This window comes from Aureimonas ureilytica (assembly GCF_001475935.1).
GTDB classification, from domain to species: domain Bacteria; phylum Pseudomonadota; class Alphaproteobacteria; order Rhizobiales; family Rhizobiaceae; genus Aureimonas; species Aureimonas ureilytica_A.
On record NZ_LDQA01000024.1, the window covers coordinates 131,387 to 144,327 of the forward strand.

Annotated in this window: 11 protein-coding genes; 9 read left to right on the forward strand and 2 right to left on the reverse strand. The window is 65.7% G+C overall.

Annotated elements, in window-relative coordinates:
• Window positions 1–43: 43 nt before the first annotated feature.
• Complete coding sequence (locus tag NS365_RS11345; RefSeq protein WP_058600395.1) at window positions 44–931, reverse strand: MurR/RpiR family transcriptional regulator; 888 nt, start codon at window positions 929–931, stop codon at window positions 44–46.
• A 162-nt stretch (window positions 932–1,093) separates the two neighbouring features.
• Here NS365_RS11345 and NS365_RS11350 point away from each other — a divergent pair, with 162 nt between their 5' ends.
• The 8 genes from NS365_RS11350 to iolD all read left to right on the forward strand — a co-directional run bounded on the left by NS365_RS11350 (window position 1,094) and on the right by iolD (window position 10,745).
• Window positions 1,094–1,918, forward strand: a complete 825-nt coding sequence (locus NS365_RS11350) for a TIM barrel protein (RefSeq protein ID WP_244498426.1) — start codon at window positions 1,094–1,096, stop codon at window positions 1,916–1,918.
• A gap of 91 nt (window positions 1,919–2,009) precedes the next feature.
• Window positions 2,010–2,933 (forward strand): sugar ABC transporter substrate-binding protein, encoded by a 924-nt coding sequence (locus NS365_RS11355; RefSeq protein ID WP_058600396.1) that lies wholly within the window; start codon window positions 2,010–2,012, stop codon window positions 2,931–2,933.
• A gap of 84 nt (window positions 2,934–3,017) precedes the next feature.
• Complete coding sequence (locus tag NS365_RS11360) at window positions 3,018–3,956, forward strand: sugar ABC transporter substrate-binding protein (RefSeq protein WP_058600397.1); 939 nt, start codon at window positions 3,018–3,020, stop codon at window positions 3,954–3,956.
• 38 nt (window positions 3,957–3,994) lie between these two features.
• Window positions 3,995–5,545, forward strand: coding sequence for a sugar ABC transporter ATP-binding protein (locus NS365_RS11365; protein ID WP_153003730.1), 1,551 nt, complete (start codon window positions 3,995–3,997; stop codon window positions 5,543–5,545).
• 78 nt (window positions 5,546–5,623) lie between these two features.
• Window positions 5,624–6,667, forward strand: coding sequence for an ABC transporter permease (locus NS365_RS11370; protein WP_058600398.1), 1,044 nt, complete (start codon window positions 5,624–5,626; stop codon window positions 6,665–6,667).
• Window positions 6,668–6,678: 11 nt separating this feature from the next.
• On the forward strand, window positions 6,679–7,788 hold the full coding sequence (locus NS365_RS11375; RefSeq protein WP_058600399.1) for a Gfo/Idh/MocA family protein: 1,110 nt from the start codon (window positions 6,679–6,681) through the stop codon (window positions 7,786–7,788).
• Window positions 7,789–7,838: 50 nt separating this feature from the next.
• Entirely contained in the window at window positions 7,839–8,849 is a 1,011-nt protein-coding gene (locus NS365_RS11380; protein WP_058600432.1) for a Gfo/Idh/MocA family protein, read from the forward strand.
• Between the two features lie 42 nt (window positions 8,850–8,891).
• Window positions 8,892–10,745, forward strand: a complete 1,854-nt coding sequence (gene iolD, locus NS365_RS11385) for a 3D-(3,5/4)-trihydroxycyclohexane-1,2-dione acylhydrolase (decyclizing) (protein WP_058600400.1) — start codon at window positions 8,892–8,894, stop codon at window positions 10,743–10,745.
• A 177-nt stretch (window positions 10,746–10,922) separates the two neighbouring features.
• On the opposite strand, the gene NS365_RS11390 is transcribed toward iolD, so the two are convergent.
• Window positions 10,923–11,942, reverse strand: a complete 1,020-nt coding sequence (locus NS365_RS11390) for a LacI family DNA-binding transcriptional regulator (protein ID WP_058600433.1) — start codon at window positions 11,940–11,942, stop codon at window positions 10,923–10,925.
• Between the two features lie 230 nt (window positions 11,943–12,172).
• Between NS365_RS11390 and NS365_RS11395 the strand changes: the two genes are divergently transcribed.
• Window positions 12,173–12,937, forward strand: a complete 765-nt coding sequence (locus tag NS365_RS11395) for an SDR family NAD(P)-dependent oxidoreductase (RefSeq protein ID WP_244498428.1) — start codon at window positions 12,173–12,175, stop codon at window positions 12,935–12,937.
• The last annotated feature ends 4 nt before the right edge of the window (window positions 12,938–12,941 follow it).

Here is a 12,941-nt window from a genome sequence, read left to right on the forward strand (position 1 = left end):
ACAAGCGTCAATATGGAATTTGAATTCCATTTTTGAAGCGCCGTCAGCTTTTCGTGTTGTTGTCCTTCTCCCCCAGCAAGGCGCGGCGGCGCTCGGCGAGGCCCACCACCAGCGTCATGGCGAGGGCCATGGAGGCGGCGAGCGAGCGAAAGCCCTGGAAATCGGCCTCCACCACCTCGAACCAGAGGTGGCCGTCGGACACGAGCGGGCTGAACGGGCTGTCGGTAATGACGACGAGCGGCGTGCCGAGTTCCGCCGCCTGCCGGGCATAGGCGACGGTGGACGAGGCATAGGGCGTGAAGGAAATCGCGATCGCCGCATCGCGCTTTGTCGCGAAGGACATGGTCTCGGCATCGGTTCCGACAGCCGAGCCGATCAGCACATTGCGAATGCCGAGCTTGCCGAGCGCATAGCTGACATAGGCCGTGACGGGAAAGGAGCGACGTTGGGCGATGAGATAGATCGTCTCGGCTCCGGCCAGAACGTCGATCGCCCGGTCCATGGTTGAGATGTCGAGCTTGTCGTGCATCCCGGTGATCGAGCGGGTGGAAGCTTCGCAGAACCCGTCGAACAGGACGGCCGAGCGCGACGCATCGCCATTCTTGGCGCGCAGCGACAGAAGCCGATCGTCATAGTTGGAGACGTGGTTGCGCAGGCGCTCGCGAAACAGCATCTGAAGATCGGAAAACCCGGCGAACCCCAGCGCTTGGCTGAAGCGGATCAGGGTCGAGGGCTGAACCCCGGCCTTGTCCGCGATGGTCGTCACCGTGCCGAGCGCGATCTCGTCCGGTTGGGCGAGCGCAAAGGACGCCACCTGCTTCAACCGCTTCGACAGCTTGACCGATCCACCGGCCAGACGCTCGCGCAGCTCCGCGAAACTCTCCGGCGCGGTGCCCTGCATGGCTCCGATCTCTCCCTCCTCCAGCATCATTTGGCATCCTTTTCATTTTTCGCGACCCAACCGGAAGGGGTGGTTGACACGCTTCGCTCACTTAGAATACAAATTTCCATATCGGATAAAAAGGGCATATGAATTCCAAAATTGCTACGAGCCGCTAAAAAGGTTCGATCGGCGCCCTGGGAGGGGGAACTGGTGGTCGATTTCGCAGTCAATCATAGGGTTGCGCCGCGCCTCGGACTGGATCGTCTCATCGGTCTGACAAGGGCGTTGGGTATCAGCTCGGTGGAAATCCGCAACGATCTGCCGGGCGTGGCCCTATCCGACGGAACGTCGCCGGACGACGTGCGCCGGGCCGCCGAGGCGGCTGGCGTGCGCATTCTCTCGGTCAATGCGCTGCAACGCTTCAACCACTGGACGCCCCATCGCGCCGAAGAGGCGAGGGCGCTGGTGGCCCAGGCCAAGGCGGCTGGTGCCGAGGCGCTGGTTCTCTGCCCGGTGAACGAACAAGGCTTCTGGACGAGCGACGAGGTGAGGCTTTCGGCGCTGCGCGAGGCGCTGGCGGGGCTGGCCCCGATCCTGAAGGACGCTGGAATCCTCGGCTATATCGAGCCACTGGGCTTTGCCGAATGCTCGCTGCGCCTCAAAAGCGAGGCGGTCGCGGCGATCGACGCGGTGGGTGAAGCGGATCGCTTCAAACTGGTGCACGACACGTTCCATCACTTTGTCGCCGGTGAGAGGGAGATGTTTCCCGAGCGCACGGGGCTCGTTCATATCTCGGGCGTCGAGGACGCTTCGGTGCCGCGCGAGGCCATGCGCGACCCGCACCGTGTTTTGGTCGGCCCGGCCGACCGGATCGGGAATTGTGATCAGATCCGCGCACTTGTGGCCGGCGGCTATGCCGGGCCGCTGTCCTTCGAGCCTTTCGCCGCTGACGTCGCCGAGAGCCCGGACGTGGCAGCCGATCTGCGCGCCAGCATGGAATTCGTCGCAGCCGGTCTGAGATCGGCTGCGGCGTGACGGCATGACGCTGCCGGCTGGGAGGCCGGCGGCGGAAATGGACATGTCGGACGCGGCAGAGGCCCGTCCGAATCCTTGGGAGGAAACACGCATGAAACGCATTCTGCTCACGCTCGCCGCCTCGGCCGCGATGATGGCCTCGGCCCATGCGGCCAATATCGGCGTCAGCATGGCGTCCTTCGACGACAACTTCCTGACCGTTCTGCGCAACGGCATGGAAGATGCCGCCAAGAAGGCGGACGGCGTGTCGCTCCAGGTGGAGGACGCGACCAGCGACATCGGCAAGCAGCTCAACCAGATCCAGAACTTCATCGCCCAGAAGGTGGACGGCATCATCGTCAACCCGGTGGACACGGACGCCACCGCGCAGATGACCAAGCTCGCGACGGCGGCCGGCATTCCGCTCGTCTATGTCAACCGCCAGCCGGCGGATGTGGAGAAGCTGCCCGAGAAGGTCGCCTTTGTTGGCTCCGACGAGAAGAAGTCCGGCACGCTCCAGACGCAGGAAGTCTGCAAGCTCTTAGGGGGCAAGGGCGAAATCGTCGTCATGATGGGTGATCTGTCGAACCAGGCGGCGCGCCAGCGCACGCAGGATGTCGAGGACGTCATCGCCGCCGAGCCCTGCAAGGGCATCAAGATTCTCGACAAGCAGACGGCCAACTGGCAGCGCACCCAGGCGACCGATCTGATGACCAACTGGATTTCGGCCGGCCTCAAGCCCGCCGCCGTCATCTCCAACAATGACGAGATGGCGATCGGCGCGATCCAGGCGCTGAAGGCAGCCGGCACCAAGGACGTGATCGTCGCCGGCATCGACGCGACGCAGGATGGTCTCGCCGCCATGAAGGCCGGCGATCTCAAGGTCACGGTGTTCCAGAACGCTGCCGGCCAGGGCAAGGGCGCGATCGACACGATCCAGAAGCTCATCAAGGGCGAGAAAACCGAGAAGGTCGTGGACGTGCCCTTCGAACTCGTGACCCCCGCCAACATGGCCCAGTACGAAGCCAAGAACTGACCGAAGCCAAGACTTGACGATCCGGCTGGGGCGCTGCCATGCGCGGCGCCCCGCTTCCCCTTGCTCCTTGACGGAACTCGAACCATGACGACGTGTCTTCGCGCGGCGCTGGCCGTGTCTTTTCTGTCCCTTATGGCGGCTCCCGCGTTGGCCGAGACGATCGGCGTCAGCATGGCGCGCGCCGATTCCGTCTTTTTGACCATTTTGCGCCAGGGCATGGAAATGCGCGCCAAGGCGATGCCCGGCGTCTCGCTCCAGGTCGAGGACGCGCAGAACGACCCGCAGCGCCAGCTCGATCAGATCCGAAACTTCATCGCCGCCAAGGTCGACGCCATCGTCGTCGCAGCCGTGGATGGCGACGGCACACCCGCCATGACCAAGCTGGCGAAGGAAGCGGGCATCCCCATCGTCTATTCCGTCCATCCGCCCGCCGACCTTGACACGCTGCCCGAGAAGACGGCCTTCGTCGGCTCCGACGAGGTGCAGTCCGGCACGATGCAGACGGAGGAAGTCTGCAAGCAACTCGGCGGCAAGGGCGCGGCCTATGTGCTGATGGGGCCGCTCAACAACCACTCCTCGATCGTGCGTACCAAGGATATCGAGGACGTGCTGGCGACACCCGCCTGCAAGGGCATCACGATCGTCGACAAGCAGGCCGCCGGCTGGGACCGGATCGAGGCCCAGAACATCATGACCAACTGGCTGTCGTCCTCGGCCGATTTCGATGCGGTGATCGCCAATAACGATGAAATGGCGATCGGCGCGATCCAGGCGCTGAAGGCGGTCGGACGCGACCCCAAAAGCGTCGTGGTCGCCGGCATCGACGCGACGCCGGACGGGCTCGCCGCCATGAAGGCGGGCGATCTCGACGTCACCGTGTTCCAGAACGCCACCGCCCAAGGGGCCGCCTCCGTCGAGGCCGCCGCCAAGCTCGCCAAGGGCGAGGCGACCGAGCGCAAGATCTGGGTGCCGTTCGAACTGGTGACGCCGGCCAACATGGCTCAGTACGCCGGCGCGAAGTGAGCCGTTCGAGCGCGAACGAAGTCCAGGAGAGGTCCATCATGTCGCAACCGACGATCAGCCCTTCGACGATGCGCCTCGTTCGCGAGAGCGGTGCGGTGCCGGGCGCGGACTATCTCCTGGAAGTGGACGGCGTGCGGAAGGTCTTTCCGGGCGTCGTCGCGCTCGACAACGTGCAGTTTCGCGTGCGTCGCGGCACGGTCCACGCCCTGATGGGCGAGAACGGGGCCGGCAAGTCCACGCTCATGAAGATCATCGCGGGCGTCTACACGCCCGACGGCGGCGAGTTTCGCCTGCGCGGGCAGAGCATTCGTCTGAGCGGCCCGCTGGACGCGCTCGAAAACGGCATCGCCATGATCCATCAGGAACTCAACCTGATGCCCTTCATGACCGTGGCCGAGAATATCTGGATCCGGCGCGAGCCCAAGAACCGCTTCGGCTTCGTGGATCATGGCGAGATGCGCCGGCGCACGGAAAAGCTCTTCGCCGATCTGTCCATCGATATCGACCCGGACGCCGAAACCCAGACCCTCTCCATCGCCTCGCGCCAGATGGTCGAGATCGCCAAAGCCGTGTCCTACCGCTCGGACGTTCTGATCATGGACGAGCCAACCTCGGCGCTGACGGACCGGGAAGTCGAGCATCTCTTCCGCATCGTCCGGCAGCTTCGCGCCGAGGGGAAGGGCATCGTCTATATCACGCATAAGATGGACGAACTGGCCGAGATCGCCGACGAAGTGTCGATCTTCCGGGACGGCAAATATATCGGCACCGAGGACGCCAAGTCCGTCACCCGCGACGACATCATCCGCATGATGGTGGGCCGCGAGCTGACGCAGATGTTTCCGAAGGAAGAGGCGAAGATCGGCGAGGTCGTTCTGTCCGTGCGCGGACTGTCGCTCGGCCGCGTGTTTCAGGACGTATCCTTCGATCTGCGCGCGGGCGAAATTCTCGGCCTTGCCGGCCTCGTCGGCTCGGGCCGCTCCAATATCGCCGAAACGCTGTTCGGCGTGACGCCGGCGACCTCGGGCACCATCACCTTGTTCGGGCAGGAGGTGCGCATCGCCAATCCGGCGGTCGCGATGCGCCACGGCATGGCCTTCCTCACCGAAGATCGCAAGGACACAGGCTGCTTCCTGCCGCTCTCCATCACCGAAAACATGCAGATGGCGGTGATCCAGAGCGAGTTCACCTCGGGCGGGTTCGTGCGCCAAAGCGAGGTCGATCGGCGCTGCGAGGACATGGCGAAGGTCATGCGAGTCAAGACGCCCGACCTCGACGAGCGCATCCAGAACCTTTCGGGCGGCAACCAGCAGAAGGTCCTGATCGGCCGCTGGCTCCTGACCAAGCCCAAGATCCTGATCCTCGACGAGCCGACGCGCGGCATCGATGTCGGCGCCAAGGCCGAGATCCACCGCCTGGTGTCCAAGCTCGCGGGCGAGGGGCTCGCCGTCATCATGATCTCGTCGGAACTGCCCGAAGTGCTGGGCATGAGCGACCGGGTGATGGTGGTTCATGGCGGGCGCGTCACCGGCATTCTGGACCGGGCGGAGGCCACCCAAGAGCGCGTCATGGACCTCGCCTCGCGCTGAGCCTCGTTCCAAGCCTTTTTCGCGACGCCGGGCCGGGAGAGCCCAAGCGCGGCGCATCTGACAACCGGGAGTGAACCCATGAGCCTCAACGAAGCGACGCATGGCGGCGTGCCGCCGGCCCCCGCCGTGGACAAGCCCACTCGGCGCAGGCGCAAGCTCCCGACCGAAGTCTCGATCCTTCTCGTTCTCGTCGGCATCGCGCTGGTGTTCGAGGCGCTCGGCTGGGTGCTGATCGGCCAGAGCTTCCTCGGCAACCAGCAGCGCCTGATCGTCATGATCCTGCAGGTCTCGGTGATCGGCATCATCGCGGTGGGCGTGACGCAGGTCATCATCACATCGGGCGTCGATCTCTCCTCCGGCTCGGTGGTCGCGCTGACGGCCATGGTCGCGGCGAGTCTCGCCCAGAACCCCGACTATGCGCGCGCCGTCTATCCCTCGCTGACGGGCCTTCCCGTGATCGTTCCCGTCATCGCCGGCCTCGCCGTCGGCTTGGGGGCGGGGCTCGTGAACGGGGCGCTGATCGCCTACACCGGCATTCCGCCCTTCATCGCGACGCTCGGCATGATGGTCGCCGCGCGCGGGGCCGCCAAATGGTACACGGGCGGCCAGCCGGTCTCCATGCTGTCGGACAGCTATGCCGCGATCGGCGCGGGCGCGACGCCGGTCATCATCTTCCTGGTCGTCGCTTTCGTCTTCCACATCGCGCTGCGCTACACGCGCTATGGCAAGTTCACCTACGCGATCGGGGCCAACCGGCAGGCCGCCGTCGTCTCGGGCATCAATGTCGACCGCCATCTCCTCGTCGTCTATGCCATCGCCGGCACGCTGGCGGGCCTGGCGGGCATCGTCACCTCGGCCCGCGCCGTCTCGGGGCAGGCCGGCATGGGCGTGTCCTACGAGCTGGACGCGATCGCCGCCGCCGTCATCGGCGGCACGTCGCTGGCGGGCGGCGTCGGGCGCATCACCGGCACGGTGATCGGCGTCATCATCCTCGGCGTCATGACCTCGGGCTTCACCTTCCTGCGCATCGACGCCTACTACCAGGAGATCGTGAAGGGCGTGATCATCGTCGCCGCTGTGATCGCCGACCAGTATCGCCAGCGCAAACGGGCTCGGGCGTGACGGAGCGAGACATGACCAACAGCACGATCGGCGTCGGCCTCATCGGCACGGGCTTCATGGGCAAATGCCACGCGCTCGCCTGGAACGCGGTGGCCGCCACCTTCGGCGAAGCGCGCCGTCCGCGCCTCGTGCATCTGGCTGAGGCCGACCAGAGCTTGGCGGACAGCAAGGCCCGCGAGTTCGGCTTCGCCAAGGCGAGCGGCGACTGGCGCGCCGTGATCGCCGACCCCGAGGTCGATGTCGTCTCCATCGCCGCGCCCAATCCGTTTCACGCCGAGATGGCCTGCGCGGCGTTCGAGGCGGGCAAGCATGTCTGGTGCGAGAAGCCCATGGCGACGAGCCGCGACGACGCGCGCCGGATGCTGGAGGCGCAGAAAGGCTCTGGGCGGGTCGCCGCGCTCGGATACAACTACATTCAGAACCCCGCCATCCGGCAGATGGAAGCGCTGATCCAGGACGGCGTGATCGGCACGGTCAACCATGTACGCCTCGAAATGGACGAGGATTTCATGGCCGACCCGGACGCGCCCTTCGTCTACAAGAACGGCGCGGCGTCGGGCTATGGCGCGCTGGATGATTTCGCCGTGCATCCGCTCTCGATCCTCTGGCGTCTCGCCGGTCCGGTTTCGAGCGTGATGACGGATCAGGCCAAGCCCTATGCCAGCCGCGAGGGACGGCGGGTCGAGACGCATGAGATCGCGACCTCTCTCCTGCGCCTCAGGAGCGGCGCGTCGGGCCTGCTGGTCGCCAATCGCGCCGCCTGGGGCCGCAAGGGGCGGATCGCCGTACAGGTCTTCGGCTCTGCCGGCACGATCGCCTATGACCAGGAGCGCATGAACGAGTTCCAGCTCTTCACCCGCGAGGGCGACGAGCGGACCCAAGGCTTCCGCACCGTCCTGACCGCCCCCGCGCACGCGCCCTACGGCGCTTTCGTGCCCGCGCCCGGCCATGGGCTCGGTTTCAACGATCTGAAGGTCATCGAGGCGCACGAGCTTCTGGCCGCCATCGACGGTCGCCCCGCCCGGATCGTGGATTTCGAAACGGGCTTCGCCATCGAGGAGACTGTCCACGCCATGGCCCGCTCGCATGACGAGCGGCGCTGGGTGGATTGCCCCGCTTGACGCCGCCCTGCATTCTCCCGCCCATTCTGAAGACCTCACGAAAGACGAACATGACATTGAAGATCGGTGTGATCGGCACGGGCGCCATTGGCCAGGAACATATCGCGCGCCTCAACGGCAAGCTGGCCGGCTCGACCGTCACCGCTGTCAACGACATCAACCCGGACAGCGCCCGCGCCACCGCCGAGCGGTATTGCCCCGGTGCGCGCGTTCATGAAACGGGCCAGGGCGTGATCGACGATCCCGATGTCGATGCGGTCGTCGTCACCTCCTGGGGGCCGAGCCACGAGGAATTCGTGCTGGCTTCGATTGCCGCCGGCAAGCCGGTCTTCTGCGAGAAGCCGCTTGCCACCACGGCAGACGCGTGCCGGCGCATCGTGGAGGCGGAGATCGCGAGTGGACGCCATCTCGTGCAGGTTGGCTTCATGCGCCGCTACGATGCAGGCTACCGGCTTCTGAAGGGCGTTGTGACCTCGGGCCGGATCGGCGAGCCGCTGATGCTGCACTCGGCCCATCGCAACCCGACCGTTCCCGCCCATTATGTCGGCGACATGGGCATCACCGACACGTTCATCCACGAGATCGACGTTCTGCGCTGGCTGGTGGACGATGATTACGTCTCGGCGCAGGTGATCCAGGGCAAGCGCTCGCGCCATGCCAAGGAAGGTCTGGACGACCCTTACGTCGTGGTGCTCAAGACCAGGTCCGGCATCGTCATGGACACCGAGATCTTCGTGAACTGCCAGTTTGGCTACGACATCCAGTGCCAGATCGTCGGCGAGGACGGCACGGCCAACCTGCCCGAGCCGATCAGCGTGCCGCTCCGTCACCAGTCCCTCGCGGGGCAGGAGATCATGATGGACTGGAAGCTGCGCTTCATCGACTCCTACGATGTCGAGTTGCAGGAATGGGTTCAGGCGACGGTGAAGGGCGAGGTCACCGGCCCGACCGCCTGGGATGGCTATTTCGCCGCCGTGACCTCTGACGCCTGCGTCGAGGCCAAGCGCACGGGGCAGATCGTCCCGATCACCACCATGGACAAGCCGGCCTTCTACCGCTGACCCCTGACGGGACGGAACGGAAAGGCCGAGGAGAGCAAAGACATGACGAAGACGATCCGGTTGACGGCGGCGCAGGCCGTGGTGCGCTTCATGATGGCGCAGAAGACTGTCGTGGAGGGGCAGACCGTGCCGATCTTCGCCGGCTGCTGGGCGATCTTCGGCCATGGCAATGTGGCGGGCATGGGTGAGGCGCTCCATGGCGTGAAGGACGCGTTTCCGACCTTCCGCGCCCATAACGAGCAGGGCATGGCCCATGCGGCCATCGCCTTCGCCAAAGCCTCGTTCCGCCGTCGCTTCATGGCCTGCACGACCTCGATCGGCCCCGGCGCGCTCAACATGGTGACGGCGGCGGGCGTCGCGCATGTGAACCGCCTGCCGGTTCTCTTCCTGCCGGGCGATGTCTTCGCCAACCGCCTGCCCGACCCCGTGCTTCAGCAGATCGAGAATTTCGGCGACGGCACCGTCTCGGCCTCCGACTGCTTCCGCCCTGTCTCGAAATATTTCGACCGCATCCAGCGGCCCGAACAACTGATCCCGGCGCTTCAGCGCACCATGCAGGTGCTGACCGATCCCGTGGATTGCGGGCCGGTCACCCTCTCGCTCTGCCAGGACGTGCAGGCCGAGGCCTACGACTTTCCCGCTGCCCTGTTCGAAGAGCGCGTCTGGAACAGGCGTCGGCCCCGGCCGGACGAGGACGAGCTGGCCCATGCGGTCTCGCTGATCCGCGCCTCGAAGCGACCGATGATCGTGGCGGGCGGCGGCGTTCTCTATTCCGAGGCGACGGCGGACCTTCTCGCCTTTGCCGAAACGCACGGCGTGCCCGTCGCCGTCACGCAGGCCGGCAAATCCGCCATCGACGAGACGCATGATCTGGCGCTGGGCTCGGTTGGCGTGACCGGCACATCGGCCGCCAATGCGCTCGCCGCCGAGGCCGATCTGGTTCTGGCCGTCGGCACGCGGCTTCAGGATTTCACGACAGGCTCCTGGGCCTTGTTCCGCGAGGAGGGGCTGAAGGTCGTCGGCCTCAATGTCGCGGCCTATGACGCCGTGAAGCACGGCTCCGTGCCATTGGTGGCGGACGCCAAGGTCGGGCTGAAGCTGCTTTCGGAAGATCTGGCCGGCTGGAAAGCCGACTCCGCCCATACGTCCCGCGCCCATGCCGAGCGCGTGTCCTGGTTCGAGGCGGCGGGCAAGGCGCTCGCCACCTCCAACGCCGAGTTGCCGTCCGATGCGCAGGTGATCGGCGCGGTCGCGCGCGCGCGGGGCACCGAGAACTCCATCGTCGTCTGCGCGGCCGGCGGCCTGCCGGGCGAGTTGCACAAGCTCTGGGCGCCGACGCAGCCCGGCGGCTACCATCTCGAATACGGCTTCTCCTGCATGGGCTACGAGATCGCCGGGGGCCTCGGCGTCAAGATGGCGCGGCCCGAAAAGGACGTCGTCGTCATGGTCGGCGACGGGTCCTACATGATGCTGAATTCCGAGCTCGCGACATCTGTCATGCTCGGGCAGAAGCTCACGGTCGTGCTGCTCGACAACCGCGGCTATGGCTGCATCAATCGGCTCCAGATGGCCTGCGGCGGCGCGAACTTCAACAATCTTCTGGAGGACTGCCGGCAGGAGGTCGTGCCTGAAATCGACTTCGTGGCCCATGCGAAGGCCATGGGCGCGCTGGCCGAGAAGGTCTCTTCCATCGCCGATCTGGAAGCCGCGCTGGAGCGCACGCGCGCCAACACGCGCTCCACCGTGATCCTGATCGACACCCATCCGCTGATCACCACGGAGGCCGGCGGCCATTGGTGGGACGTGGCCGTACCGGAGGTCTCGGATCGCGCCGAGATCGCGCCCGCGCGCGAACGATACGAGAAGAACCGTGCCTTCCAGCGCGCGATCAACTGATCGCGCGAAGGGCGCTTAGAGCCGGGGGCAAAACCCTGCGGGTCGATCCGTCGGGTGCTTCCGCCCCCGATCATCGTTGCCGATGCTCGCCGATGCGCTGCATCGTCTGCGCTCGGCGCCTCGTCGGGAACGCAAGTCCCTCGCCGGCTCTCCACCGCAGGGTTCTGTCCCCGTCTCTTACGCCGAGGCCCGCAACACGAGGTCGCCATCCACCAGGAGATGGCGGCCCGCTTCCGGTTCGCCTTGCCTGTCGCGGGCGGGGTCGAGGCGCTGGAGCAGGAGGTCAAGCGCGAGCCGGCCCATCTCGCCGGTGTTCTGCTGAACGGTGGTGAGCGGCGGCCAGATATATTCCGACAAGGGCTGGTTGTCGTGGCCGGCGACGCGAAATTCGCAGTCGGGGCCAAGCCCGATGCGCCGGCCCGCCTGATTGAGCGCGGCCATGACGCCGAAAGCGATGCGGTCATTGCCGCAAAGAAGGCTTCTGGTCGGAAAGCCCTCGCCCTTCAGAAGTCGCTGGGTCTGTTCGAAGGCGTAGCGCTCGAACTCCCAGCTGGTCGAGGGCTCGACCGCGACGAAGCGCGGCTCCAGCCCCCGTCGGCGCATGGTCTGCGCATAGGCCTCGCGCCGTGCCGCGCCGTTGGCGTTGACATGGGGCATGTCGAAATAGGACGGCCCTTCGCCGAAGCGCGAGAGATAGTCCGTCATGAGGGCCATGGACTGGCCATTGTTCGTGCCGACGAAAGCTTCCTCGTCATCGAAGGGCGAGTCGATGAAGACGATGGGCAGGCTGCGCGCCGTCGCTTTGACCCGCGCGCGGTGCGCCGCATCGCCGCCCACCGGCGACAGGATCACCCCCGCTGCGTTCAGTTGCGACAGGGTTTCCAGCGCGTCCTCTTCCATCTCCGGCTTGCCGTCGGAGGAAAAGACGAAGGTCAGATACCCCTCGTGTGCGGCACGGTCCTCGATCTGCCGGCGCAGGCCCGCATAGAATGGGTCGAGCGAATTGGGAAAGATCAGCCCGACAATCTTGGTCTGGCGACGGTTCAGGTTGACCGCGAAGAGATTGGGTCGGAACCCCGTTTCCCGCAGCCCCTCCTCGATCCGTTCGCGCAGCTTGGGACGGATCGAACTCGCATCCTGAAAATATTTCGATACGGTGGGGCGCGACAGGCCGACCGCTTGCGCGAAGTCTTCCATGGTGCGCACGCGCTTGATCATCGTCTCGTCGCTCAAGATTGGTTCCCGCGCAGTGTCTAAAATCCTTGCGCCCGATGCCATGGTCGCAGTGGTCGGCCTCAAACCTATTCTTTCCTTGATCTTGACGCGAGAAAAAATAGGAATTGACGGGCGTTATCTCTGCTCCTAGCCTTCTACGAAAAAGTCCAGCGACGAAATGGGCGGATCGGGAGGAGAGGATGCCAGGGGATATGCAGGGCAAAATCGCGCTCGTCACGGGCACGACCGGCATTGCGCGCGCCACCGCGCTGCGCCTCTCAGCCGGGGGAGCGCAAGTCCTGGCGCTCGGCATCGACGAGGCCGGCAATGCCGCCTTGGCGGAGGCCGACCCGCGTCTCGTCGTCCGGCGCGCGGATGTTTCCGTCCCAGCCGAGGTCGAGGCCGCACTGGGGTTCTGCGAAGAGCGGTTCGGCGGGCTCGACATCATCGTCAACTCTGCCGCGATCCACCCTTACGGCGATGCGGTCGAGACCGATCCCAAGACCTTTCTGCGCTGCCTCGCGGTCAATGTCGGCTCCATTCATCTGACGGCCCGATGGGGCGTACCCTTGATGCGCCAGCGCCGCGGCGGGGCCATCGTCAATCTGTCGAGCGTGCAGGGCCATGCCTGCCAGCGGGGCGTTGCGGCCTATGTCGCGTCCAAAGGCGCCATTCACGCGCTGACACGCGCCATGGCGCTCGACTTCGCGCCCGATCGCATCCGCGTGACGTCCGTCAGCCCCGGCTCGGTGCGCACACCCATTCTGGAACTTGCCGCCCGCACCTTCGACGGGCCGGGGGCCGATGTGGATGCGGTGTTTCAGCGCTTCGGCGCGGCGCACCCGATCGGGCGGATCGGCGAGCCGGAGGAGGTGGCCGATCTCATCGCCTTCCTTGCCTCCGACCGCGCGGGCTTCATCACCGGATCGGACCATTGCATCGACGGCGGGCTTCTGGCCGGCCTCGGCGTGCGCTGAGGGA

Excerpts from the sequence above, each read along its gene's own strand:
- NS365_RS11345 (WP_058600395.1), bottom strand. The coding sequence starts at position 931 with ATGATGCTGGAGGAGGGAGAGATCGGAGCCATGCAGGGCACCGCGCCG.
- NS365_RS11355 (WP_058600396.1), top strand. The coding sequence starts at position 2,010 with ATGAAACGCATTCTGCTCACGCTCGCCGCCTCGGCCGCGATGATGGCC.
- NS365_RS11360 (WP_058600397.1), top strand. The coding sequence starts at position 3,018 with ATGACGACGTGTCTTCGCGCGGCGCTGGCCGTGTCTTTTCTGTCCCTT.
- NS365_RS11365 (WP_153003730.1), top strand. The coding sequence starts at position 3,995 with ATGTCGCAACCGACGATCAGCCCTTCGACGATGCGCCTCGTTCGCGAG.
- NS365_RS11370 (WP_058600398.1), top strand. The coding sequence starts at position 5,624 with ATGAGCCTCAACGAAGCGACGCATGGCGGCGTGCCGCCGGCCCCCGCC.
- NS365_RS11375 (WP_058600399.1), top strand. The coding sequence starts at position 6,679 with ATGACCAACAGCACGATCGGCGTCGGCCTCATCGGCACGGGCTTCATG.
- NS365_RS11380 (WP_058600432.1), top strand. The coding sequence starts at position 7,839 with ATGACATTGAAGATCGGTGTGATCGGCACGGGCGCCATTGGCCAGGAA.
- iolD (WP_058600400.1), top strand. The coding sequence starts at position 8,892 with ATGACGAAGACGATCCGGTTGACGGCGGCGCAGGCCGTGGTGCGCTTC.
- NS365_RS11390 (WP_058600433.1), bottom strand. The coding sequence starts at position 11,942 with ATGGAAGACTTCGCGCAAGCGGTCGGCCTGTCGCGCCCCACCGTATCG.
- NS365_RS11395 (WP_244498428.1), top strand. The coding sequence starts at position 12,173 with ATGCAGGGCAAAATCGCGCTCGTCACGGGCACGACCGGCATTGCGCGC.